This window comes from Arthrobacter sp. 05T420, assembly GCF_056396305.1.
Map to the genome: position 1 here is coordinate 140478 of NZ_JBFTLG010000009.1, position 24398 is coordinate 164875.

At 67.7% G+C, this 24398-nt stretch carries 21 protein-coding genes, 1 tRNA gene and 1 other RNA gene; 15 read left to right on the forward strand and 8 right to left on the reverse strand.

Going from position 1 to position 24398, the window contains the following annotated elements; genetic code table 11:
• The first annotated feature begins 1 nt into the window (after position 1).
• From AC1DEM_RS10775 to AC1DEM_RS10795, 5 genes are all read left to right on the forward strand, one after another.
• Positions 2 to 997 carry a sugar phosphate isomerase/epimerase family protein gene (locus tag AC1DEM_RS10775; RefSeq protein ID WP_476884362.1) on the forward strand — a complete coding sequence of 332 codons (996 nt, stop codon included), beginning with the start codon at positions 2 to 4 and terminating at the stop codon, positions 995 to 997.
• Between the two features lie 17 nt (positions 998 to 1014).
• Positions 1015 to 1824, forward strand: a complete 810-nt coding sequence (locus AC1DEM_RS10780; RefSeq protein WP_476884363.1) for a TolB family protein — start codon at positions 1015 to 1017, stop codon at positions 1822 to 1824.
• A gap of 34 nt (positions 1825 to 1858) precedes the next feature.
• Complete coding sequence (locus AC1DEM_RS10785) at positions 1859 to 2395, forward strand: N-acetyltransferase family protein (protein WP_476884364.1); 537 nt, start codon at positions 1859 to 1861, stop codon at positions 2393 to 2395.
• Between the two features lie 112 nt (positions 2396 to 2507).
• Positions 2508 to 3266, forward strand: a complete 759-nt coding sequence (locus tag AC1DEM_RS10790) for a DsbA family oxidoreductase (protein WP_476884365.1) — start codon at positions 2508 to 2510, stop codon at positions 3264 to 3266.
• Positions 3267 to 3447: 181 nt separating this feature from the next.
• Positions 3448 to 4770 carry a nicotinate phosphoribosyltransferase gene (locus AC1DEM_RS10795; RefSeq protein WP_476884366.1) on the forward strand — a complete coding sequence of 441 codons (1323 nt, stop codon included), beginning with the start codon at positions 3448 to 3450 and terminating at the stop codon, positions 4768 to 4770.
• A 34-nt stretch (positions 4771 to 4804) separates the two neighbouring features.
• On the opposite strand, the gene AC1DEM_RS10800 is transcribed toward AC1DEM_RS10795, so the two are convergent.
• Positions 4805 to 5347: an ArsR/SmtB family transcription factor gene (locus AC1DEM_RS10800; RefSeq protein ID WP_476884367.1), complete on the reverse strand. Its 543-nt coding sequence runs from the start codon at positions 5345 to 5347 to the stop codon at positions 4805 to 4807.
• Between the two features lie 74 nt (positions 5348 to 5421).
• Here AC1DEM_RS10800 and AC1DEM_RS10805 point away from each other — a divergent pair, with 74 nt between their 5' ends.
• From AC1DEM_RS10805 to AC1DEM_RS10815, 3 genes are all read left to right on the forward strand, one after another.
• A complete protein-coding gene (locus tag AC1DEM_RS10805; protein ID WP_476884368.1) occupies positions 5422 to 6672 on the forward strand; it encodes an MFS transporter in 1251 nt (416 codons plus the stop codon).
• A gap of 128 nt (positions 6673 to 6800) precedes the next feature.
• Complete coding sequence (locus AC1DEM_RS10810; protein WP_476884369.1) at positions 6801 to 7577, forward strand: type 1 glutamine amidotransferase domain-containing protein; 777 nt, start codon at positions 6801 to 6803, stop codon at positions 7575 to 7577.
• A gap of 331 nt (positions 7578 to 7908) precedes the next feature.
• Positions 7909 to 8547, forward strand: coding sequence for a TetR/AcrR family transcriptional regulator (locus AC1DEM_RS10815; RefSeq protein ID WP_476884370.1), 639 nt, complete (start codon positions 7909 to 7911; stop codon positions 8545 to 8547).
• An 89-nt stretch (positions 8548 to 8636) separates the two neighbouring features.
• Here AC1DEM_RS10815 and AC1DEM_RS10820 read toward each other — a convergent pair whose 3' ends face one another.
• Together AC1DEM_RS10820 and AC1DEM_RS10825 are read right to left on the reverse strand one after the other, a co-directional pair.
• Positions 8637 to 9332: a LytR C-terminal domain-containing protein gene (locus tag AC1DEM_RS10820; RefSeq protein WP_476884371.1), complete on the reverse strand. Its 696-nt coding sequence runs from the start codon at positions 9330 to 9332 to the stop codon at positions 8637 to 8639.
• Positions 9325 to 9624: a type II toxin-antitoxin system VapB family antitoxin gene (locus AC1DEM_RS10825; RefSeq protein WP_026266597.1), complete on the reverse strand. Its 300-nt coding sequence runs from the start codon at positions 9622 to 9624 to the stop codon at positions 9325 to 9327. The genes AC1DEM_RS10820 and AC1DEM_RS10825 overlap by 8 nt, the downstream gene beginning before the upstream one ends.
• Before the next feature lie 190 nt (positions 9625 to 9814).
• Here AC1DEM_RS10825 and AC1DEM_RS10830 point away from each other — a divergent pair, with 190 nt between their 5' ends.
• Together AC1DEM_RS10830 and AC1DEM_RS10835 are read left to right on the forward strand one after the other, a co-directional pair.
• Positions 9815 to 10729, forward strand: coding sequence for a Cof-type HAD-IIB family hydrolase (locus tag AC1DEM_RS10830; RefSeq protein WP_476884372.1), 915 nt, complete (start codon positions 9815 to 9817; stop codon positions 10727 to 10729).
• A gap of 341 nt (positions 10730 to 11070) precedes the next feature.
• Complete coding sequence (locus AC1DEM_RS10835) at positions 11071 to 12471, forward strand: stealth family protein (RefSeq protein WP_476884373.1); 1401 nt, start codon at positions 11071 to 11073, stop codon at positions 12469 to 12471.
• 60 nt (positions 12472 to 12531) lie between these two features.
• On the opposite strand, the gene AC1DEM_RS10840 is transcribed toward AC1DEM_RS10835, so the two are convergent.
• The 4 genes from AC1DEM_RS10840 to AC1DEM_RS10855 all read right to left on the reverse strand — a co-directional run bounded on the left by AC1DEM_RS10840 (position 12532) and on the right by AC1DEM_RS10855 (position 17333).
• Positions 12532 to 13473 carry a phosphodiesterase gene (locus tag AC1DEM_RS10840; RefSeq protein WP_476884374.1) on the reverse strand — a complete coding sequence of 314 codons (942 nt, stop codon included), beginning with the start codon at positions 13471 to 13473 and terminating at the stop codon, positions 12532 to 12534.
• A 244-nt stretch (positions 13474 to 13717) separates the two neighbouring features.
• Complete coding sequence (fdhA, locus tag AC1DEM_RS10845; RefSeq protein WP_476884375.1) at positions 13718 to 14929, reverse strand: formaldehyde dehydrogenase, glutathione-independent; 1212 nt, start codon at positions 14927 to 14929, stop codon at positions 13718 to 13720.
• A 222-nt stretch (positions 14930 to 15151) separates the two neighbouring features.
• The gene (locus AC1DEM_RS10850) at positions 15152 to 15637 is read right to left on the reverse strand and encodes a glutathione peroxidase (protein ID WP_476884376.1); all 486 of its coding nucleotides are present in this window, start codon (positions 15635 to 15637) and stop codon (positions 15152 to 15154) included.
• Positions 15638 to 15854: 217 nt separating this feature from the next.
• Entirely contained in the window at positions 15855 to 17333 is a 1479-nt protein-coding gene (locus tag AC1DEM_RS10855) for a M23 family metallopeptidase (RefSeq protein WP_476884377.1), read from the reverse strand.
• Positions 17334 to 17618: 285 nt separating this feature from the next.
• On the opposite strand from AC1DEM_RS10855, the gene AC1DEM_RS10860 reads away from it, so the two are divergent.
• Positions 17619 to 18530, forward strand: coding sequence for an oxygenase MpaB family protein (locus tag AC1DEM_RS10860; RefSeq protein ID WP_476884378.1), 912 nt, complete (start codon positions 17619 to 17621; stop codon positions 18528 to 18530).
• Between the two features lie 252 nt (positions 18531 to 18782).
• Here AC1DEM_RS10860 and AC1DEM_RS10865 read toward each other — a convergent pair.
• Positions 18783 to 18867, reverse strand: a tRNA-Ser gene (locus AC1DEM_RS10865).
• A gap of 562 nt (positions 18868 to 19429) precedes the next feature.
• Between AC1DEM_RS10865 and ffs the strand changes: the two genes are divergently transcribed.
• The 4 genes from ffs to AC1DEM_RS10885 all read left to right on the forward strand — a co-directional run bounded on the left by ffs (position 19430) and on the right by AC1DEM_RS10885 (position 23847).
• Positions 19430 to 19526: signal recognition particle sRNA small type (gene ffs / locus AC1DEM_RS10870), an RNA gene on the forward strand.
• Between the two features lie 27 nt (positions 19527 to 19553).
• On the forward strand, positions 19554 to 22610 hold the full coding sequence (locus AC1DEM_RS10875) for a DNA polymerase III subunit gamma and tau (protein WP_476884379.1): 3057 nt from the start codon (positions 19554 to 19556) through the stop codon (positions 22608 to 22610).
• A gap of 51 nt (positions 22611 to 22661) precedes the next feature.
• On the forward strand, positions 22662 to 23261 hold the full coding sequence (gene recR / locus AC1DEM_RS10880; protein ID WP_476884380.1) for a recombination mediator RecR: 600 nt from the start codon (positions 22662 to 22664) through the stop codon (positions 23259 to 23261).
• A gap of 61 nt (positions 23262 to 23322) precedes the next feature.
• A complete protein-coding gene (locus AC1DEM_RS10885) occupies positions 23323 to 23847 on the forward strand; it encodes a GNAT family N-acetyltransferase (protein ID WP_476884381.1) in 525 nt (174 codons plus the stop codon).
• Positions 23848 to 24398 lie beyond the last annotated feature (551 nt).

The window sequence follows — 24398 nt, forward strand, 5'->3', positions numbered from 1 at the left end:
CATGCCCCGCCCGTTCACCCTGTTCACCGGCCAGTGGGCCGATCTCCCTTTCGAGGAAGTCGCCCGCCTCGCCTCCGGCTGGGGCTACGACGGCCTCGAAATCGCCGTGTCCGGGGACCACCTGGACGCCTGGCGCTGGGACGAACCCGGCTACGTCGAATCCAAGCTCGCCGTCCTGGAGAAGTACAACCTCAAGGTCTGGGCCATCTCCAACCACCTCAAGGGCCAGGCCGTCTGCGATGACCCGATCGACTTCCGGCACGAGGCCATCGTCGGGGCCAGGGTCTGGGGCGACGGCGACCCCGAGGGCGTCCGCAGCCGCGCCGCGGAGGAAATGAAACACACCGCCCGGCTCGCCAAAGCCCTCGGCGTGGACACCGTGGTCGGGTTCACCGGGTCCTCCATCTGGCAGTACGTCGCGATGTTCCCGCCCGTCCCGGAAAAGGTGATCGAGGCCGGCTACCAGGACTTCGCCGTCCGCTGGAACCCCATCCTGGACGTCTTCGACGACTGCGGGGTCCGGTTCGCCCACGAGGTCCACCCCTCCGAGATCGCCTACGACTACTGGACCACCGTTCGGACCCTCGAGGCGATCGGGCACCGGGAGGCGTTCGGGCTGAACTGGGACCCGTCCCACTTCATGTGGCAGGGCATCGACCCGGTCTCGTTCATCTGGGATTTCAAGGACCGGATTTACCACGTGGACTGCAAGGACACCAAGCTCCGGCCCACCGGCCGGAACACCGTGCTGGGATCGCACCTGCCGTGGGGTGACCCGCGCCGCGGCTGGGACTTCGTCTCCGCCGGCCGCGGGGATGTGCCGTGGGAATCATCCTTCCGCGCCCTGGCCGCGATCGGCTACGACGGCCCCATCTCCGTCGAGTGGGAGGACGCCGGCATGGACCGGCTCCATGGCGCCCCCGAGGCCCTCGCCGCACTCAAGAAGTACGACTTCCCGCCGTCGAACACCTCCTTCGACGCCGCCTTCAAGCAGTAGCGGGTACGTCCCCCACCATGGCGGAAAACACGAACGCGCCGCGCCAGCTTCAGCCCGGCCAGCGCTGCGAGGTCTGGATCGCGTCCGCGGCAACCGGTGCCCGGGACCTCATCTACACCACGGACCAGCTCCTCCTCGAGGCGCCCAACTGGACGCATGACGGTGCCTCACTCGTCCTCAACGGGTTAGGTGCGCTGTGGCGGCTGGAGCTCGGCACGGGCTTGCTCGGCGAGGGCCCGATCTCCGGCCTCCCGGAGCTGAACAATGATCACGTGCTAGGTCCGGGCGCCCTGGTCTACCTCTCGGCCAACGACGGCCACATCTACCGGGCCGACCTTGCGGGCGGCCCGGCCACCCGGATCACGGCAGAGGACGGCTTCTTCCACCGCCTCCTGACGCTGCCCGCCGGCGGCGGACCTTCGGCGACCATAGACGTCGGGGAAGGGCATTGCGACGGGCCGGAATATTCGCCCGACGGCGAGTGGATCTACTTCAACACCGAGAGCTTCAGCAGCCGGCCGGGGCACGCGCAGATCGCCCGCGTCCGGGTGGACGGAAGCGGGATTGAGCGCCTGACCGCGAACGAAACGGTCGACTGGTTCCCGCACATTTCACCCGACGGCGCCCTTGCCACCTACCTGAGGTTCCCGCCCGGAACCGTTGGCCATCCGGCAGACTTGCCGGTTGACATCGTCGCCGTCGCCGTGCAGGACTGGACCGCGCCGCTGCACACCTGGCCCCTGCATGGCGGCCAGGGAACGCTCAACGTCAGCAGCTGGTCACCGGACTCGGCGCGGTTTGCCTACGTCGCCTACCCGGTGGACTGACCGGCGGGTCCGTCCGGGGACTAGGGTTTTAGCCATGACGCACCAGATCCGAACAGCCACCGCGGACGACGCCGGGAGGCTGGCCGCACTCGCGGCCATCACCTTTCCGCTGGCGTGCCCGCCGGAATCCCGGCCGGAGGACATCGCGGCACACGTGGCCAGTACCCTGAACGAGGCCAATTTCCGCGCCTATCTTGCCGATCCCGCGGTAACGGTGCTGGTGATCGACGCCGGCGGCGACCTCCGCGGCTACAGCCTGCTGGTGGCCCGCCCCACCCGGGACCCGGAAGTGGCCGCGGTCCTGAGCGAACTGCCGTGCACCGAGCTCAGCAAGTGCTACGTCCATCCGGAGCACCACGGGCTCGGCGCCTCCGCCGAACTGATGCACGCCAGCATCGGGGCGGCCTCGGCGGCCGGCGCCCGCGGGCTCTGGCTAGGCGTGAACAGCCAGAACGCCCGGGCCATCCGGTTTTACGAAAAGTCCGGGTTCCGCAAGGTCGGCACCAAATCCTTTCAGCTGGGCAACAGTGTGGAGCACGACTTCGTGATGGAGCGCCCGGTCGCACTGTGAGCCCCCAGGCACGCTGGGGCCGTGAATCCGTGACACCGTGACACCGTGACACCGTGACGAAGCCGACAGGCCGCCGGGGAATGGACCCGGCGCCGCCGGGGTTGTCGCCGGCATGAAGATTGAGATCTGGTCCGACGTCGCCTGCCCCTGGTGCTACATCGGCAAACGCCGATTCGAAACCGCCCTCGCGGCCTTCCCGCACCGCGATTCCGTGGAGGTGCAGTGGCGCAGCTACCAGCTGGACCCCGCGCTCCCGGAGCACTACGACGGCACCGAGCTGGACTACCTGAGCACCCGCAAAGGCCTGGCCCCGGCCCAGGTCTCGCAGATGTTCGAGCACGTCGCGGCGCAGGCCAAGGGTGAGGGGCTGAACTACCGGTTCGACGCCGTCGTGGTGGCCAACAGCTTCACGGCCCACCGGCTGATCCACCTAGCCGCCGCGCACGGCCAGCAGGACGCCGCGAAGGAACGCCTGCTCAGCGACCACTTCGAGCACGGTAAGGACATCGGCAGCCAGGAGTACCTGACCACCCTGGGCCTGGACCTCGGGCTCGACGCCGGCGAACTGGCAGAACTGTTCAGCACGGACACCTACGCCGACGCCGTCCGCAACGACATCGCCGAGGCCCGCGCCCTGGGCCTCAGCGGCGTCCCGTTCTTCGTGATTGACCGGAAGTTCGGGCTCTCGGGCGCCCAGCCCGCGGAGACCTTCAGCGCAGCCCTCGAGCAGGCGTGGCAGGACAGCCACCCGCTGGTCATGGTGGGCGCCGCGGGGGCTGGTCCCGCCGCGGATGCCCCCGGCGCGGCCAGTGCAGCGGATCCCGGCGCCGCGGATTCCGGTGCCTGCGGGCCCGACGGTTGCGCCGTCTGAGTCCACCGTCTGAGCCCTTCGTCTGAGCCCGCCGTCGCCGAATTCGCCGCAATCGTCCGAATTCGCCGGAAGTTTCCGGCGACCACGACGCATTCCGGCGAACTCGCCGCCCTGGCGGGCGCGTAAACCCTCACCGGTGACTCCCCGGGGCCAGGCGGCCACGCCCGGCCTAGAGTGGAGCATGGACACTTCGGCCGGCCCGGGCGGACGCCGGACCTCCCTGTTTACCGACCACTACGAGCTGACCATGTTCCAGGCGGCTCTGCACTCCGGAGCCGCGCACCGCCGGTCCGTCTTCCAGGCCTTTGCCCGGGGGCTGCCGGCCGGTCGCCGGTACGGCATCGTGGCCGGCACCGGACGGCTCCTTGAGGGGATCGCTGACTTCCGCTTCGAGCAGGACGACCTCGATTTTCTGGGCAGCACCGGCGTGGTCCATGAGGACACGCTGGATCAGCTGGCCGCCTTCCGGTTCTCCGGCGACATCTGGGGCTATCCGGAGGGTGAAGCGTATTTCCCGCACTCCCCCGTCCTGATCGTCGAATCGACGTTCGCCGAGGCCTGCGTCCTGGAAACCTACGTCCTGTCGGTGCTGAACCACGACAGCGCCATCGCCTCGGCCGCGTCCCGGATGATCAGTGCCGCCGGCGGCAGGCCCTGCATTGAGATGGGCTCCCGCCGCACGCACGAGGAAGCCGCCGCCGCGGCGGCCCGCGCAGCCGTGATCGCCGGCTTTTCCGGCACATCCAACCTGGCTGCCGGACGGCGTTATGGCCTGCGGACCATCGGCACCGCCGCCCACTCCTTCACGCTGCTCCACGACTCCGAGCGCGAGGCCTTCGCGGCGCAGCTGGCCTCGCTGGGACCCGGCACCACGCTGCTGGTGGACACGTACGACGTCGAAGCGGCCGTCCGCACCGCCGTCGCCCTCGCCGGAGACAAACTCGGGGCGATCCGGCTGGACTCCGGTGACCTCGTGGCCCAGTCATGCTGGGTCCGCGAACTCCTTGACAGCCTCGGCAATGCGCACACCAGGATCGTGGTGACCTCGGATCTGGATGAATTCTCGGTCGCCGCGCTCCGGTCTGCCCCGGCCGATTCCTATGGCATCGGCACGTCGCTGGTGACCGGATCCGGGGCGCCCACGGCCGGGATGGTCTACAAGCTGGTGGGCCGCGCCGGGGACTCCGGTGAGCTGACTGCCGTGGCGAAGACCTCGACGGACAAGATCAACATGGGAGGGCGCAAATTCGCCGTGCGCCGCCTCGATGACCGCGGCACGGCCACCCACGAGGTCCTCGGCGTCGGCCACCCGCCGGGCGCCGGCGGGAACGACCGCCCCCTCCTGCAGCAGTTCATGAAGGATGGCGAGATCCTGCCGGGCTGGACCGGGCCGGACGCGGTAGGGCGGGCGCGGGAACGGCACACGGCCTCCATGGCAGAGCTGCCCCGGGTGGTGGACAGGCTGCAGCCCGGCCAGCCGGCCATCCCCACCATCTACGAATAGGGCTGCGGGCAAGCGGCTCTTCGCGGAGGGCCACCTAGTCTGGCGAGCGGTGCAGGACGAAGATGCCGCCGTATGCGGGCTGGTCCGATCGCTGCCGGTCACTGTCGGTGTATTCGTTCAGCACAGCTTCGATGCGCGCAATGAGGTCCTCAGCATCCCCCTCGGAGAGGTGCAGAACGAAGCGTGAGAGGCTGGCAAGCGCATCCGGCCCTGCTTCCGTCAGCTCTTCCCGAAACGCCTCGATCGGTGCCAGCGGACCGTCCGGACCGGCTTCACGCAGAGCGGTGTCCAGATTCCAGGACCGCCCCGTGGAACGGTATGGCTTCTCCAGCGCACCACTGGGCCCCGTGCGGACCTCCGCGGGTTCAAGGAAGCCGGTGGAGAGCAACTGCCGCACGTGATAGAGCATGGTCCCCGGGTCCTGGTCCAACCGGTCAGCGAGTTGCTTGTTGGTCAGTTCGTGGAGCCCGCACAGGCGCAGGATCCTCAAGCGCAGCGGATGGGCCAGCGCCTTGATTTCCCGGGCGCTCGCGACGGGCTTTTTCTTGTCCGCGCTGGTCTGCTCTGCGTCCGTCATGTTCCCATCCTACAAATTGATTTACTAGACTCAACCACCTTGAATTTTCTCAATCAATAGGGAATGGTTCACGTATGACTGTTCCCGCTGTTCAGGTGAAGGAACGGGGCCGCGCGCCCCTGGGTGCGTCCTACTGGAAGCTATGGACCTCATCCGGGCTGTCCAACCTCGCGGACGGCGTCTTCAAGATCGCGCTCCCGCTGCTTGCCATTCAGCTCACCCAGTCGCCCACGCTGGTTGCCGGGCTGACCGTCGCTGCGACGCTTCCCTGGCTTCTCTTCGCCCTGACTGCCGGAGCGCTGGCGGACCGGCTGGATCGGCGCAGGCTCATGGTGTGGGCCAACCTCAGCCGAGCGTTGCTGCCCGCCGTGCTGGCGGCCGTCATCCTGCTGGATTTCGGCTCCATTGGAGCTCTGTACGTAGTCGCTGTGATGGTGGGTGTGGCCGAAACGCTCTACGACACCTCCGCGCAGTCGATCATGCCCCAGATGGTGCACAGGGACGAACTGTCGCGCGCCAACGGCCGGCTCTACGCCGTCGAGCTCACCGCCAACCAATTCATTGGCCCACCTCTGGGCGGGCTGCTGGTGGCCATCGGCGTCGTTGCGGGCCTTGCCGTGCCAGCGGCGCTGTGGCTTGCCGCCGTCGGTGGCCTGCTCCTGATCCCGGGTGCATTTCGCATGGAGCGGGAGCAGAAGACGACACTGCGATTCGACATTGGTGAAGGTTTGCGGTTCCTCTGGAACCAGAAGATCCTTCGCACGCTCGCGGTGATGACCGGGGTGTTCAACTTCGCCTCCAGCGCGGCCTTCGCGGTCTTGGTGTTGTTTGCCGTGGGTCCGGCTTCAGAAATGGAACTGTCCGAAGTGGGGTTCGGCCTGCTTTTGACCACTTCGGCTCTCGGCGCCTTCGTTGGCTCGTTCATCTCCGAATGGGTGGAGGCCAGGCTGGGGCGGTCGAAGTCGCTGACGCTCGCTGTCTTCGGGGTCTCCCTGTTCGTCGGTGCGCCCGCCCTGACGGACAACCCCTATGTTCTTGGCCCAATCCTCTTTGTGGGCGGCATTCTGATCGTGCTGTGGAACGTCATCACCGTATCCCTGCGCCAGCGCATTACTCCCAACCGCTTGCTGGGCAGAATCAACAGCGCCTACCGGCTGCTCGCGTGGGGCACGATGCCGCTTGGCGCGGCAGCTGGCGGCCTGCTGGCCCAATGGCTGGGCCTGCAGCTCATGTTCGCGATCATGGGGATGCTGACCCTCGCGCTGCTCGGCATGATGCCCATCCTCACGGACAGGGCCATTGCCGCCGCCGACATCGAATCCTAATATCTGACTGCGGCCGAGGACGCCTTGCACAGGCGATTCGAGGCGCAAAGGACTACCACCGCCTCAAAGGGGAGGGAGCCCCGAATTGGGCTTGGCGTAGGGTGGAAGGTGGACGAAAGGAGCACTTCATGAAGAAAATCCTCATGGTACTGACCAGCGTTTCCGAGATCGGCGATACCGGCGAAAAGACCGGCTACAACGTGGCCGAGGCTGCACATCCTTGGAAGGTCTTCAAGGATTCCGGGCATTTCGTCGACTTTGCGTCCATCCAGGGCGGCCAGCCCCCGCGCGACGAGGTGGACTCAAAAGATCCCATCCAGGTCGCCTTCACGGAGGACGAGACCACGCGCGCAGGGCTCTACAACACTGCCCGCGTCGACGTCGTTGATGCCGACCAGTACGACGCCGTCTATCTCGTGGGCGGCCACGGCACCATGTGGGACTTCCCGGACAGCGAAGGCCTGCACAATCTGGTGGCCAGCGTCTACAACGCCGGCGGCTTGGTGGGCGCGGTCTGCCACGGACCGGCCGGCCTGTTGAACGTCGAATTGAAGAACGGGCTTCGCCTTGTCGAGGGCCGGAGGGTGGCCGCCTTCACCAACGACGAGGAGGTTGCCGTCGGGAAGGACAAGGTCATTCCCTTCTTCTTGGCAGACCGACTTGAGGAACAGGGCGCCACACACGTCTTCGCTGATGTCTTTGAGGAGAAGGTGGTGGTTGACGACCGGCTGGTGACCGGCCAGAACCCGGCCTCGGCCGCCGGCGTGGCCAAGGAGATGGAGAAGCTCTTCGCAGAGGTCATCCACCAGGAAAAAGCCGAGGAACAGCACGAGACGGACGCTCTGCGCGCCGAGAAGGACGCCGAGAAAAGCGCCAAGAAGGCTGCCGCGGAAGCGGAGCACTAACACCAACAGAGCATTGAAACTGGCGGCCATCCCGACGACGGGGCGGCCGCCAGTCGGCGTAAGTGCGCCAACAGCCACACGTCCAACGCATCGCCCCAACGCATCGCCGACCTGCGTCAGGTTCCGGCCTCCGCGACCTATGGCACCGGCTATAGGGTGGGGTGCTCTGCCGGGAAGCCCGACCTGAACGACGTGCCGCCCGGCGGAGGCTGCGGTTGCGTGCCGCAATGCTCAGCCGGCTGTGTGCGAGCAGCGGAAATGTCAGCCGCCCCGGCCGTGTCACAGCCCGCCACCCGGCCGCTTTAGTGACAGATCGCGCTAAAGTGTCCGTATGCCTAGGATTTCGGCCGCGAGCAACGCCGCCCAACGTGCCGAGACCCAGCGACGCATCCTGACCGCCTTCGGGGAGCTCCTGTTCACCCACGGGCTGCCCGGCCTGACCATGACGGACGTCGCGCGCCACGCCCAGATCGGCCGGACCGCCGTTTACAACTACTACGCGGACATCGAAGAGCTCCTGATCGCCTACGCCCTGGACGAGACGGAGCGGTTCCTGCTGGACCTGCGCGAATCGCTCGATGCGCTGGAGAACCCGGTGGAGCGGCTTGCCGTGTACGTCCGGGCCCAGGTGGAGGATTTGAGCCGGCGCCACCTGCCGCCGGGGCCGGCCATGGCGGCGGTACTCTCGCCGTCGTCGTTCGCCAAACTCGCGGACCACGTGGGCGAGCTCAGCGTGCTCCTCCGGGGCATCCTGCGCGACGGCATGGCCCAGGGCTACCTACCCGAGTCGGACATCGGCCAGCTCGCCCAACTCATCCACGGCACGCTCTCCTCGAGCGCAGCCCGGGGCGACGGGGCGGGCCAGGACGCCGAGGCCGAGGCGCGGCTGGCCCGAACGGTGCGGTTCATCCAGCTGGGGGCCGGGGCCAGGTTCGACGACGACGGCCGGCCGGTCCGCGCCACCAGCTGAGCTGCGGCATCGGAGCTGCGCTCTGACAGCGTCGCCCGAACTGCGGTTCTCGGACCGTGAGACCAGTTGATTCCGGCGCCCTGCGTGCCCTAGCCCGCCGCCTTCGGCGAGGCTGCCGGCGTGGCCTTCGGCGTGATGGGCACCGTGGAGTCATCCACGATGCGCCGGTTCTCGCGAGGACAGCTGAGTTGGCCCGGCGTCTGGTCCACGAGTTCTGGCTTGGCCAGTGCCTTGAAGTCGCCGGTAACGATGACGTCCACGCTCGGGTCGGTGCGTCTGTCCTGGACATAGTCCGAGCCGGGCACGTGGCGCTGGACGCTGAAGGCGGCCGATTGGCCGGCGGCACCGGAGACGATCAGCGCCACCCCGCGGTAGCTCGACGTCGTGTTCCCCACGGCGCCCACCAGGAACTTCCGCGCCGCAAGCTGATCGGCCACGGTCCGGCCCAGCCCTGGCCGGCTGGTCGAGTTGTAGATGTTGACGTGGACCTTACCCGGCGGAGTGTAGTCGTAGGTGGCCTTCGGGCACACCGATACTGCCGCCTTGCTCCGCTCCGCCGTCGCGGGAAGTTTGATCTGGCCGTTCATGATGGCGAGGGCCACCACGATCGCCGCCGCGATCAGGCCGACCAGCATCACCAGGACGACGCCGTGCAGGATCCTGCGCCGCAGCCGGACGGGATTGTCTGCCGCATCTTCCTGCTCCACAAAAGTGGCCCGCAGTTCGGAGCCACTGATAACGCGGTGCCCGTGCAGAACTCTGAGGTCTCGCGGCTTCCTAGCCATTTATCACGAGGACCCGCGCGTGGATTGCAGTGCGCTGGTGCAATGCGGTGCGGACTGCCCGGTGCAGACCGTCTTCAAGGTAGAGGACGCCGCGGTATTCCACGACGTGCGGGAAGAGGTCTCCGAAAAACGTGGAGTCCTCGGCCAGCAGGGCCTCAAGGTCCAAGGTGCGCTTAGTGGTCACCAGCTCATCGAGCCGAACCGGACGCGGCGGCAGGGCCGCCCAGTCCTTGGGCGTGGTGTAACCATGGTCGGGGTACGGGCGTCCCTCGCCCACAGCTTTGAATATCACCATGCCAGCCTATGGAACTTGGACGCCCGAAGGAATCAAAGTCCACGGGCGGCGAGAGGTTGTGGCCAAACAGTAACCATCTGTCACACGAGGCCCTGCCGCCAGTCACATCCAGCGCACATCGGGCGCGGGCCCGTCGATCTTCTGCACAGTTCACGCAAACGCTCCGCGCGGCTGACAGAATGGCCGTATGACTTCACCCGAGACTGCCCCTGTTCCGTCGCCGTCGGCTCCCCTGCTGGCGCTGCTGCTCGACGTCGACGGTCCGGTCGCGAGCCCGGTCACCCGCGTTGTGCAGCCCGGCATCATCGCGGACCTGGTGGCCCTGGCCGCTGCCGGTGTGCCGGTCATCTTCAACACGGGACGGTCCGACGCCTTCATCCGCGAGCAGGTCATGGAACCTATGATCGCTGCCGGCATGCCCGCCGGCACCCTCATCCACGCTATTTGCGAGAAGGGCGCCGTCTGGTTCAGCTACACCGCGGAAGGCCCCGGCCCGGTCCACGTGGACCGTGAGCTCGCCATCCCGGAGGCCTTCGGCGACGACGTCCGCCGGCTGGTCGCCGAGGACTACTCCGCCCACATGTTCTACGACGAAACCAAGCGGGCCATGGTCTCCGTGGAACAGCACATTGCCGTCGCCAGCTCTGACTACCTGGCCGAGCAGGGACTCTTCGACGCCGACGCCATGGGCCTCATGGCCCGGCACGGGCTCGGCGTGGTGCGGCTGGACCACCACGTCCCCGATTCGGATGACCAGGTCGACTTCCGTGTCGATCCGACCATCATCTCCACCGACATCGAATCGGTCCGGCTCGGCAAGGACCTGGGCGCGAGCCGGGCTGTGGAGTTCCTGGCCGCCCAGGGCATCACGCCCCAGGCCTGGCGCACGGTGGGCGATTCCCGCACGGACTACGCCATGGCCGACTGGCTGCACCACAACGATCACGCTGTGAAGCACGTGGACGTCCGGCCCGCGGACGGCATCCCGGTGAAGCCCTACGAGGTTCTCACTGCTGCCGATCTGGGGCTGGCCGAGGACGTCATCCACGACGACGCCGGCGCCGCCTTCCTGCACCACTGGCTGGCCGTCGTCACCGGCTGAGGCCCGTTCCGCCGTCACATTTCACTGTCTCGGTCGGTCGTCACATTCCGTCGTCATGCACCCGGGTGCCGGCCGGTTTTCCGCGGCAATTTTGAGGCCCGCGTTATCATGCAAGTAGACACCAACGCACTCAAAGAAGCGGGAGCTCAGACATTACCGAAGCAGCGATCCAAGACGAGATTTACTATGGCAGCCAGGCATCCGCGGATGCCCACGCCGAGATCACGTCGGCGGCCGCCGTCGCCAGATTCCGGACCCGCTCCGATGTTGTCCGTCGCCGCGGCCGCTATGCGCTGATCAACGAGAACCGCACGCCGTACCAGGCCATGGTGGAGGACCTGATGTTCCTGCGCGCTGTTCTGGCCGACGCCGGCCTCAACTACCTGCTGGTCCGCGGCAACAACCACCGCCCGGTCATCGCAGTCGACTGGAAGGACCGCAAGGAACTCCGCGACGCCCTCGTGGAGGCGTGCCGCGACGAGCCGTTCTATTCCATGAGCGTGGACGCCAAGAAGAAGTCCGCCGTGCTGGTGGCCGACGGCGAGCTGTCGCCGAACCGCCAGTCCCGGATCTTCCGGCTGTACCGGCCCAGGGTGGAGCCGGAGGGCGGCTTTGAATTCGGCGCTTCCGCCGGCGTCCAGCTGGAGCTGTGGAGCTTCGAGGGCGACCAGCTGATCCTGCCGATCGAGAATTCCCTGACGCGGCGCACCATGCTGGCGCAGGACGCGGTGCGCGGCACGGTGGAACGCTACGGTCACACGTGGCCCACCATTGAGAACATGTTCGCGGACCATGCCAGCGACATCAGCTTCGACGTCGACCTGGTGTTCTCATGGGTTGACGGCAGCTCCCCCGAGTACATCGCGGCCCGCCGTGCCCGCATGGCCGGCGTGGTGGTGGGCGAGGGAGATGACCACGAGGCCCGCTTCCGCCAGATCGATGAGCTGAAGTACGCCCTGCGCTCGATCTACATGTTTGCCCCGTGGATCCGCCGGATCTTCATCGCCACGGACTCCCCCACGCCGTCATGGCTGGCGGAACACCCAGGCGTGACGATCGTCCGCAGCGAAGAGTTCTTCGCCGACACGTCGGTTCTGCCCACGCACAATTCCCAGGCCGTGGAGTGCCAGCTGCACCACATCGAGGGCCTCTCCGAGCACTTCCTGTATTCGAACGACGACATGTTCTTCGGCCGCGCCGTGGGGCCGGACATGTTCTTCACCCCCGGCGGCATCACGAAGTTCATCGAGGCCGAGACCCGGATTGGGCTGGGCGACAACGATGCCGAACGCAGCGGCTTTGAGAACGCCGCCCGGGTGAACCGCAAGCTGCTCTGGAACCGCTTTGGCCGCATCACCACCCGGCACCTGGAGCACACGGCGGCTCCGCTGCGGCGCAGCGTGGTGGAGCAGATGGAACAGGAGTTCCCGGCCGAATTTGCCAAGACCGCCGCGAGCACGTTCCGGGCCGCGGACAACATCTCCGTGACCAATTCGTTCTACCACTACTATGCGCTGCTCACGGGCCGGGCCGTGACCCAGACCGCTGCCAGGGTGCGATATGTGGACACCACGGCGCGAGCGGGCCTGAATTACCTTCCCAAGCTCCTGGCCAAGCGGAACATGGACTTCTTCTGCCTCAACGACGGCAGCTTCCCGGAGGTCCCGGCGGAAGAGCGGGCCGAGCTGGTCACGGACTTCCTGGAGAAGTACTACCCCATCAAGGCGCCCTGGGAGAAGTAACGAACCGTGACCAAAGCCGGCGCCGCGCCGGTTTGGGGCGTGCGCCAGCCGGCGCATGAGTCAGTTCAGGGTGGTGAACTTGGGATGCGCCGCCGTCCGGGCGGGGGCCTCGAGCTTGGCCTTCTCCGGGATCGAAATCCCCGCGGCGGCGAGCCGGCGCTGGGCTTCCGCAGGAGAGACAAGCTCGCCGACGGCCGGGGTGTCGCCGAGCAGCGCCACGGAGTGCACGATCGTGTGTTCGTAGACGTGAACCAGATTGAACGCCTGCCCGCCGTCGCGGCCGCGGGTGCCGCCCACGGCAACGTTCAGATCCTGGGTGTAGCAGGTGGCTGAGGCCACGGACACGGGGATGCCGGCGAATGTCGCGGTGGTCGAGTAGTGCAGGTGGCCGCCCAGGATGGCGCGGACATCGGAGTTGCGCAGGACACCGGCCAGCGCAGACTGGCCCCGAAGCTCCACGAGCACGGCCAGGTCCAGCACGGACGGCACCGGCGGGTGGTGCAGGGCCAGGATGGTCCCGTCCGGGGCCGGTGTGGCCAGTTCAGCAGCAAGCCAATCGAGCTGGTCGTGGCTTAGTTCGCCATGGTGGAAGCCGGGCACGGAGGTGTCCAGGGTGATGATGCGCAGCCCGTTGACGAAGTAGCTGTAGTCCACCGGCGCGTCGTTGTCGGCCTGGTCCAGGAGCCCGGCCCGGAAATTGGCCCGGTCGTCGTGGTTGCCCATCGCCCAGATGACCTTCGCCCCCAGGGCTTTGCACGCCGGATCCACGATTGCGCGGAGCTTGGCGTAGGCTTCCGGTTCCCCGAGATCAGCGAGGTCCCCGGTGAAGATCACCGCTTCGGGGCGGGCCCCCGAGGCATGGACCTCCTCGAAGAGCTGCCGGAGCAGGGCTTCGCTGTCCACGACGCCGTGCAGGGGTTGCGGACCCCCCAGCAAGTGGGGGTCGCTCAGGTGAAGTAGGAAATGACGTGGCCGGGGGTGCTCGGCCTCGATGCGCTCCATTGCTACCTTCTTGGTTGGGTGGAAGCGGTGCCTCCAGTGTCCCTCTCAGTAATAACTATCCAACCAGACATTGGGCAAACAATGTAAAAACTGGGACAGGCATATTGGAAAATCGTGCGTTAACAGGAGGCCTACCCTCATATGCTCCCGCAGGCATATGCGGGGGCGCGGGCGCCCGGCGGCACTGCCGAAACCCCAGCTCAACGGGGCGGGGCGGGCAGTGCCGCCGGGTGCGGGTTTCGGGCTAGCTCAGGTAGCCGTTCGGGTTGAGTACGAACTTCGTCGCCGCGCCGGCGTCGAATTCGGCGTACCCCTTCGGCGCGTCCTCCAGGGTAATGGCCTTCGCGTTGACGTTCTTGGCGATGTGTACCTTGTCGTGCAGGATTGCCATCATCAGCTGCCGGTTGTATTTCATGACCGGACACTGTCCCGTGGTGAAGCTGAGCGACTTCGCCCAGCCCGTTCCGAGGCTGAGCGACAGCGAGCCCTTCTGTGCAGCCTCGTCCACGCCGCCCGGGTCACCGGTGACGTAGAGCCCGGGGATGCCCAGGGCGCCGCCGGCGGCGGTCACTTCCATGAGGGAGTTCAGGACGGTTGCCGGGGCTTCCTGGGCTCCGACACCGTGGCCCTTGGCCTCGAAGCCCACCGCATCAACGCCGCAATCGACTTCCGGGACGCCGAGGAGCTGCTCGATCTGCTCCGCCGGGCCGCCCTTGCTCAAGTCGACGGTCTCACAGCCAAAGCTGCGCGCCTGGGCCAAACGGTCCGCGTTCAGGTCCCCCACAATTACGACGGCGGCACCCAGCAGTTGGGCGCTGGTCGCAGCGGCCAGGCCTACGGGGCCCGCCCCGGCGATGTAGACGGTGGAGCCGACGCCGACGCCCGCCGTGACCGCGCCATGGAATCCGGTCGGGAAGATGTCCGAGAGCATGGCCAGGTCCATGATTTTTTCAAGGGCACGGTCCTTGTCCGGGAACTTCAACAGGTTCCAATCGGCGTACGGCACCAGGACATAGTTGGCCTGGCCGCCAACCCAGCCGCCCATGTCCACATAGCCGTAGGCGCTGCCGGGCCGGTCGGGGTTAACGTTCAGGCAGATGCCCGTCTTGCGTTCCTTGCAGTTCCGGCAGCGCCCGCAGGCGATGTTGAACGGGACGGAGCAGATGTCCCCCACTTTGATGAATTCAACATCCGGGCCCACTTCCACCACTTCGCCGGTGATCTCGTGTCCAAGCACCAAGTCAGTGGGGGCCGTGGTGCGCCCCCGCACCATGTGCTGGTCGGAGCCGCAGATGTTCGTGGCAACGGTCTTGATGATGGCGCCGTGGCGCACCTGCCGGCCGACGTTGGCGGGGTTCACCCCCGGGCCGTCCTTGAGTTCAAAGGTGGGGTAGTCGATGTCTATCAGTTCGACCTTTCCCGGCCCCTTGTAGGCAACGGCTTTGTTCCCTGTCATCTCATTCCTCCTGCGTTCACGGACCCGCACGGGGCCCTGCTGTGATAGACGAAGTTGTTTGATGCGCCCTCCGTACGGACACTTCGGCAGCACTGCCGAAGGGCGGCTGTCAGGGGTGACTGCGCCGTGGATGTGCCCGGAACGTTGGAGGGTTCGGCCAGTCTAGGGGGTAAGCATGCTGAGGGATAGAGGCCGCGGATGCGTATGTCCGGGCGGGCTGTTTTAGTCCAGGGCGGACTGAACAGCCTCGATGATCTCCGGTGAGTCCGGCCCCACGGTGGGCGCAAAGCGGGCGATGACCTCGCCGTCGCGGTTCACGAGGAACTTCTCGAAGTTCCACTTCACCAGGCCGGGCAGGAGTCCGTTCTTGAATTTGGTGAGCTCGGCATAGAGCGGGTGCTGGTTCTTTCCCCGGACGTTGGCCTTGACTGTCAGCGGGAAAGTCACGCCGAAATTGCGCTGGCAGAACTCGGCGATCTCGGCGTCGCCGCCGGGCTCCTGTCCGGCGAACTGGTTGCAGGGGACGCCGAGGACCTGGAAGCCTTTGCTGCGGAATTCGTTGTGCAGCGCCTCGAGTCCTGCGTATTGGGGCGTGAAACCGCACTCGGACGCCACATTGACCACCAGAACCACCTCTCCCCTGAACCGTCCAAAATCGGTCTCGGTCCCGTCGATGAGGGTCAGGGGAATGGAGTGCAGAGCTGTCATGGGCGAGTCCTCGCGATGTCGATGGTTCGGAGCAGGTGGTAACTGGTCCCCCCATTATTCGGCACCGAGCCGTGCGGGTATGGGTGCGCATCCCCCGCTGGGCCCGTGGCCTGGACCCGGCACACTGGTGTACGCCGTCGCGGTCGGGCACCTCGCGGGCGCCGTGCGCGGGCAACGGTCACGCACGCCGCCGTGCACGGACGGGCTTTGCCGGCGGCTAGCGGCTCGGCGTGGGCGTCGACGTCGGCGAGGCCTTTGTTGTCACTGCTGTTGTGGCCGACTGCGTCACCGCCGTCGGCTTCGGCTTATCGGCCGGCGCCGTGACAGGGCCCGGCCGCACAGTGATCGGGGCCGGTGCAAGGGGCCGGCTGGGTGGCGCCACGGGAGTTGTGCTGCCCGCGGCCTCGGTCGCGGTCGCGGAGGCAGACGCGGGCTTGGAGGGCGTCGCTGGCACGGAGGTCGTCGGTTGTACCGACGGCATGACCGGCACCGGAACTGACGGTTTGGCGGGGGTTGTTGCCGTCGGGGTTGGTGTGGGCGTCGGCGTCGCGGGAGCGGTACCGGACGGCGTTGGCGTCGCGGAGGCAGTTCCCGACGGCGTCGGCGTCGGCGTCGCGGAGGGAGTTGCCGACGGCGTCGGGGTCGCAGGCGTGGTTCCGGTGGGCGTCGGGGTCGGCTTCGCGGGGACTGTGCCGGACGGCGTCGGGGTCGGCTTCGCGGGGACCGTGCCGGACGGCGTCGGCGTCGGGGTGGCGGAAGGCTTTGCCGAGGGTGAGTCGGCGGCGGCTTCGGTAGCTGCAGGTGAGGCACTCGCTGGCGGATGGGCGGCCACCTCGGCAGGCTGTTCCTGTGCGCCGCCGGCCACCACGTGGGTCAGGTCCTCCCGGACAGGAATCGCCCAGCCAATCCCCGCGTTGGTTGCCTTGCCGGCGTCGGGTGCGTAACTGATCATGTCGATCGTGCCAAGCTGGTCCACCTGCTTGATGGGGAGCAACGTCCAGTCCAGCGGATTGGTGTGGGAGCCGTTGAGGATCGTTTCGAAGTGAAGGTGGCAGCCGGTGGAGGATCCGGTGGTCCCCACCCGGGCAATGACCTCCCCCACCCGCACGGAGTCGCCCTTCTTGACCGCGATCGCCTCCAGGTGGTTGTACGTGGTGATGAGACCGTTGCCGTGGTCGATTTCCACGCGGTTGCCGCCGCCCCATGGGTGCCACCCCACGGCCCTCACCACACCGGCGTCGGCGGAGTAGACCCGGGTGCCGCAGGGTGCCGCGAAGTCCTGGCCCCAGTGGAACTCGCCCGCGTGCCCCGTCAGGGGGCTGGTTCGCAGCCCGAACGGGGACGTGGGCACGAGCGATTCCAGCGGGGACATGAGGAAACCGGCCGCGGGCCGGCTGAGGGTCGCCTCGGCCACATTGAGCTCGCCCCGCACTCCTTGCTTGGTGACCGTGTCCACGGTGCTGCGGCTGAAGGCCAGGAGCGCCTGGGCGTCTGCGGTGACAGTGCCTGAAGTCCCCGGGGCAGCGGTCGCCGCAGAGTGGGCCAGCGTGTCCAGGGGTGCAGGTCCGACGGCGCCGGAGGGCGGCATGGCGGCGGTGGGCACGGCGGCGGGCGCCCCATAAGGCGCGTGCGCGTTCAGCCCCTGAAAGCCACCGAACGCCAGAACGGCCAGAGACAGGCACAGTCCTCCGGACACGCAGCGCACGGCAATGGTCCGTGACCTTGCTGACTGCTCACTCGATGAGTTTCCCCAGTGTTTTCCCACGATGTGACTCCCGCAATCTGTCCGCAAGACCCCAATCTTCACGAACTCACCTCCCTATGTGACCACACACGGCCGGGTCTGTGAACCGTCCGCGTACTCCTTTTGCTGTACGAATCGGAGATCCGCGGATATCCCCAGTAGCTGGCCGGTGGCGGCCCAGTAGTCCACCGGGGAGTTACAGGTGCCGGGCACCGCCGAGCCGGGTAAGAATAAGGGATGCGCAATGTCCTTAGGGAATGGCAGGCCGAGCTCAAACAGACGTTCACCGGAACGCGCGATGCCGTGCCCGAGTGGGTGCCGCGCCTTGCCGAGGGGGACGACACCGGCTACCACTTACCCGGCTCGGCAGTCTGGGCCGTGCACGGTGACATGCCAACCATCGTGGCGGGAATCCGGGCACTGCTGATGCAGGCGCTCCACCCGGGCGCGTTGGCCGGAGTCCACGATCACTCCCGTTTCCGCGAGGACCCTTTGGGCCGGTTGGCGGGCACAATCCGCTGGATCTTTACCGTCTCCTATGGCTCCACGGATACGGCCAGGGCGGCGTCGGACTGGGTGCTGCGGCTTCACCGGACGGTCCGGGGAGAATTTGTGGACGGCCACGGCATCCGGCGCAGCTACGCGGCCAACGATCCCGAACTGCTCCGCTGGGTTCACATTGCCTTCACCGATGCCTTCCTCTCTGCCCACAAACTATGGGGACGGCCGATCCCTGGCGGCCCTGATGCCTATGTTCGTGAGTGGGCCCAAGCCGGCAGGCTGATGGGCGTGGAGGCCCCGCCGTTGAGCGAAGCGGAAATGCGGCAGCAGCTGGACCGCTGGTACGACGACGGCGAGCTCCGCTGCGATGAACGGGTCGCCGAAACGGTGGCGTTCATTCGCGACCCGCCCCTCCACCCCGCGCTCAGGCCTGGCTACCGGGTGCTGTTCGCGGCCGCGGTGACGAGCCTCGAACCCAGGTACCGCGAGCTGCTGGGGCTGCGGACCGCCCGGCTGGGCCCGATTCCACTTCCGGTATCCCTGGCCACCCGGGTCACGCTCGGGGTGGTGCATCTTGCGCTGGGCCGGATGGGTCCGAGCGAGCAGGCTGCCCGGGCCCGCCTGCGCCGGCTGGGGTACAGGGCCTGAGCCTGGGCGCTGGTGTGGGGTCGGGGCGGAGAAGCCTTGGCGGTGCCAGGGGCCGGCGGACAGGGCGTTGGGGCCGAGCGACGGACCGGGCCAGCTGGCGGGGCATGAGCCTGGGCGCTGGTGTGGGCTCGGGTCGGCGAAGCCTTGGCGGTGCCACTGACCGGACCGCGGACGCATTCTTGGCCATATCCTCACAGGATGCAAAAGCCTGAGGACGCAAAAAGGCCCCGGTCCGAGGACCGGGGCCAACCGCGGAGAATGGGGGATTTGAACCCCCGAGGGCGTTAACCCAACACGCGTTCCAGGCGTGCGCCATAGGCCGCTAGGCGAATTCTCCAGTTGCTTCTGAATCAAAAGCAGATACTAGAATACCTGAACTTTCCAGCTTCGCCCAATTGGCCCCTCCCCGCCCGGAGCAGGGGCTTTTCCGGGGACATGCCCCCTCCCGCATGCGAAGGCTGGACATAATCCCAAATGGCCCAGTCCTGACCGCGAAAAATGGGCATGTCCCACGCTCTTCCACCCCACGACGGGACACGCCCCGCAGCTGGCACGATGGCTGGACATAATCCCGTAGCACTGCCCGCCGCTCCGGCTCCGCGATCCTGGACCGCGAATAAAGGACATGCCCCACGTTGCCCCACCCCGCCACAGGACATGCCCAGCGGCCAGCATCGGGGCTGGACATAATCCCAAATGGCCCAGTCCTGACCGCGAAAAATGGGCATGCCCCGCCCTCCCCCACCCCCGCCACAGGACATGCCCCGCGGCCCGTTCGAAAACTGGACATAATCCCAGTGCATCCAGTCCTGCCCCCGAAAAAAAGGGCATGTCCCGCCGCGGAGGAGGGGCCAGACCCGGCCAATTCGAGGCACACCCAATCGTCAGGTAATATTGCTGACGGCCCCTCATGTGGCGTCATCCTGTTGAACTCCCCCAGGACCGGAAGGTAGCAAGGGTAAGCGGGCTCTGGCGGGTGCATGAGGGGTCTTTTATGTCTGTGCCGATTGGTAGGGTTTATCTGTGACTGTTACTACCGCCCTCTACCGTCGATACCGCCCCGATTCGTTCGCGGACGTTATCGGGCAGGAGCATGTCACCGAGCCGCTGATGACGGCCCTGCGCAAGAACCGCGTCAACCACGCCTACCTCTTTTCCGGCCCCCGCGGCTGCGGTAAAACCACCTCGGCCCGCATCCTTGCCCGCTGCCTGAACTGCGCCGAGGGCCCCACGGACACCCCCTGCGGCAAGTGCCCCAGCTGTGTCGAACTCGCCCGCGGCGGCTCCGGCTCCCTCGATGTCATCGAGATCGACGCCGCCAGCCACGGCGGCGTGGACGACGCCCGCGATCTCCGCGAACGGGCCACTTACGCCCCGGTCCGGGACCGCTACAAAATCTTCATCATCGACGAAGCCCACATGGTCACGTCGGCCGGATTCAACGCCCTGCTCAAGATCGTCGAAGAACCCCCGGAACACATCAAGTTCATCTTCGCCACCACGGAGCCGGACAAGGTCATCGGCACCATCCGCTCCCGCACGCACCACTACCCCTTCCGGCTGGTGCCGCCGGAGCCGCTCATGGCGTATCTTGAGCTGCTCTGCACCCAGGAGAACGTCCCCGTGGCCCCCGGTGTACTCTCGCTCGTCATCCGCGCGGGCGGGGGTTCGGTCCGCGACTCCCTCTCCGTGCTGGATCAGCTCATGGCCGGCGCCGGACCCAACGGCCTGGACTACGAACTCGCGGTGGCCCTGCTCGGCTACACGCACGCCTCCCTGCTGGACGATGTCGTCGAGGCCGTCGCCGCGTCGGATTCGGCCACGGTGTTCCGCGCAGTGGACCGGGTCATCCAGACCGGGCACGATCCGCGGCGCTTCGTCGAAGACCTGCTGGAACGCTTCCGCGACCTCATCATCGTCCAGGCAATGCCAGAAAGCGCCCAGTCCATCCTCCGCGGCATGCCGGCGGACCAGATCGCACGCCTGCAGAACCAGGCTCACAACCTCGGAGCGGCCGAGCTCTCCCGCGCCGCGGACGTCACCAACACCGCGCTCACGGACATGACCGGGGCCACCTCGCCGCGCCTGCATCTGGAACTGCTGTGCGCCCGCATCCTGCTGCCCAGCTCCGAGCAGACCGAGCGCGGCATCGCGGCCCGGATCGATCGCGTCGAGCGGCGGTTGAACTACGCCGGGAACGACGTCGGAGCTCCCCTCGCCGGCACTCCCGCACCTGCCGCCGTTCCGCCCTCGCGCCCTGAACAGACGGTTTCTCCCCAGCCGCCTGCCGCCCAGGCGCCCACTGCACGGATGCCCGTTGCGCCGTCGCCCGCGCCCCCGGCGCCCGCAACCGCCACTGCCGTGTCCACCCCGCCGCCTGCCACAGCCCCCGTACCCGCCCGGCGCGACGAGCCTGCGCGGGAACCGCTGACGGCACCGCGGGTCAGCACCAGCGACTGGCCGGTAGACGAACCCGCGGCGGCCGGCCGGCCCGCGCCGGTTCCCTCCGCCGCGCTTCCGCCCGTCCTGCCACCGGCAGAGACTGCCCCGGCTGCGGCCCCGTCAGTCGAGCCCGCACAGGAAGCCGCGCCCCAGACTGCCGCGACCGCCCCTGCACCCTCCGTCCCTGCGCGTCCGGAGCCCGCCGACGCTGGCCGGGCGCCTGCCGCGGTTCCCAGCCCGGTTCCCGGTCCTGCGGCCGGCCCTGGAACAGACGTGGAGGTCTTGCGCCGCGCGTGGCCCGAAGTCCTTCAGACGCTTACCAAGATCAAACGCAGCACCTGGGCACTGGTGGAACCCAACGCCCAGGTCGGCCATTTCGAGGACCACGTCCTGACCCTGGCATTCACCACCACGGGGCTAGCGGGGGCCTTCGGCCGGGCCGACCACGCCGACAACCTCCGGCAGGCGATCCACAAGACGATCGGCATCGATTGCCAGATCCGGGCCGTGGCCGGCGGCAGCAACAGCCCAGCGAGCTCTGAGCCAAACCCAAAAGCGCTGGCTAGCCCGGAGACTCCGGCAGCGACGCCGACGGCGGCAACTTCGGCCGACGTCGCCTGGGGCCTGAGCCCCGCTCCCCAGCCCCCCACAGCTCCGGCCAACGAACCCGCAGAAGGCATCGCCGCGGGGGCGCCGGCCCCGCCTTACGTCCCCGCCGCCGCACCGCCGGTGACGCCAACCATGTCGGCCGCTGAGCCAGCGGCAGACCTCCAGGCGCTTGCCCCTGCGGCCGAGCCGGTCGAGCCTGCCGTCGAGGCGGGCGGGCCCTCGGAGGCTTCCAGTTCCTATGCCGACCCTGATGAAGACTGGGGACCGCCCCGGGACGAGGACGCCCCGCCGCTGGACGAAGAACCGCCCATGGACTGGGACCCCTCACCCGCCGCTACGCCGCACCGAGCCGAGCCCGCGGCAGCGGCTCCAGCCCGCAAATCCCCGGCTTCGAAGATATCCAAGGCCGCGGCATCCCCCGCCGGGAAACCGGACGCAGGCCAGGACCCGTCGGCCGACGCGTGGGCCCGCGCCGTCGAGCAGTCACCTGGGGTCTGGACGGTCGGCAGCGACTCGAACCTCGGCCGATACACGGCTCCGGATGCCGAGCCCGCGGCCCCCGAGCCCGAGCCGGCACCGGTGCACTACGAACCGGCGGCGGCACAGATCCCCGAGTACGCGGGCGTCCTGTCCTCGACGTCCGGACTGACTTCCGAACACACTGCCCGCGCCGAAGCGGCTCCGATGCCGGCTGTCGCGGAGTCCGTTGCGCCACGCGTGGCTGCCGCTGCTGCCGCGGCCGTCGCGGAGGCTGTTGCGGTGACCACCGCTCCCGAGGCCGACGCCCCGGCTGGCCGGCAAAGCCTGTACCAGCGCCTGTCGAACAGCCCCGAAGCCGAGGCCGGGCGGGCGAAAGCCCCCGCCCGCGCTGCCGCCACCACCGTGTACGTGCAGGACATCCCCAGCGCCGACGACGAAACCATCGAGGAATCGGGCGTCTTCGGCCGCGCCGCCGTCGAGCGTATTCTGGGCGGGAAACTGGTGGAGGAGCGCTCCTTGGATGGAAGCCCGCTGCCGCCCCGCTTCTAGCAGACCCCCTGCCGGCTGGCCCCGGCACCACCCCAAACGAACGAGGACATTGTGTACGAAGGTGCAGTTCAAGAGCTGATCGACGAGCTCGGACGCCTTCCCGGGGTGGGGCCCAAGTCTGCCCAGCGGCTGGCCTTCCACATCCTCGAGGCGGATCCGCAGGACATGAAAAGGCTCGTCGACGCCATCACCTCGGTGAAGGAGCGGGTCAAGTTCTGCACGGTGTGCGGGAACGTGACGGAGCAGGAACTGTGCAACATCTGCCGCGACCCGCGCCGGGATCCCACGGTGATCTGCGTCGTCGAGGAATCCAAGGACGTCCTGGCGGTGGAGCGCACGCGGTCGTTCCGCGGCAGGTACCACGTGCTGGGCGGCGCGATTAATCCCATTGCCGGCATCGGTCCGGAACAGCTCCGGATCCGGGAGTTGTTGACCCGGCTCAACGACGGCGCCATCCAGGAAATCATCATCGCCACCGATCCCAACCTGGAGGGCGAGGCCACCGCGACGTATCTTGCCCGGATGCTCAAGTCGATCGGCATCGCTGTCACCCGGCTCGCTTCGGGCCTGCCCGTGGGCGGGGATCTGGAATACGCCGACGAAGTCACGCTCGGCAGGGCCTTCGAGGGCCGCCGCAACGCGCTGAGCTGACGGACTCGTGGCAGCGACCGGCAGTGACACCCCGGCACCGCTCCTCACCGAGCGTTTGCTGTTGCGTCCGTTGACAGCAGACGACGCCCGCGCTCTCCTCCGATTCCGCGCCCATCCTGCGGCGACGCGCTACCTGTCGCACGGTCCGCTCACCCGGGCGCAGAACCGCGCCCGGCTCGAGCAGGCGCTGACCGCCGCGGCAGCCTCCACTGCCGAGTGGTTTCACTTCGGTTGGGCGATCGAGCTCCGGGCCACCGGTGAAGTAGTTGGGGACGGCCGGACATGGAACACGGAGGAGCCACCGGCGCCCGGCCGGATTCCGGCAGAGGCAGCCAGTCTGGGCTACGTGCTGCACCCGGACCACCACGGGCTCGGCCTCGGCCGGGAGGCCGCCGGCGCCTTGGTCGAATGGCTTTTCAGCGCCCGCGGCAGCGAGACCATTTTCGCGGGGGTCTACGAGCCCAATCTTCCCTCGCGCAGGCTGCTGGAAAGCCTGGGCTTCCGGAAGGACCATTTCTTCCCCCTCGCCGAGGACACGGCGGGAAAGCAGCTGCCGTCCTGGCGCTACCGGCTGGACCGCGGCTAGCGTTCTCCGACCGGCTGCCGGCACGGGCGGCAGTGCCGCAGTCCGGCGTCGTGGTTCCACCCCACCACACCCCACCCGTGGACATGCCCCGCGCCAGCGCCCAAAAATGGACATGTCCCCCGCCCACGCCCACGCCCACGCCCACGCCCACGAATGAACCTGCCACCTGCGCCCGCTTTAGAGCCCACCGGACATGCCCCGCGCCCGCAGCCAGGAACGGACATACTGCCCTCATGCTCACTCCTGCCCACCAAGAATGAGCATCTCCCGCGGAACGGGAGAGCATGTCCACTCCTGACCGGCAGCGTCGAGCATGCCCCGCGAAGGCCGTGGCTGGCCCACTCTCCCGCACGCACTCACCTGCTCCACCAGAGGACATGCCCCGTGCCTGCATCCAGGAATGGACATACTGCCGTAGTGCCCACTCCTGCCCGCCAAGATTGAGCATGTCCCGCTAAAACGGGAGAGCATGTCCACTCCTGACCGGCAGCGTCGAGCATGCCCCCGCGAAGGCCTTGGCTGCCCGCACTGCGCCGCGCCCTCTCCCCTCA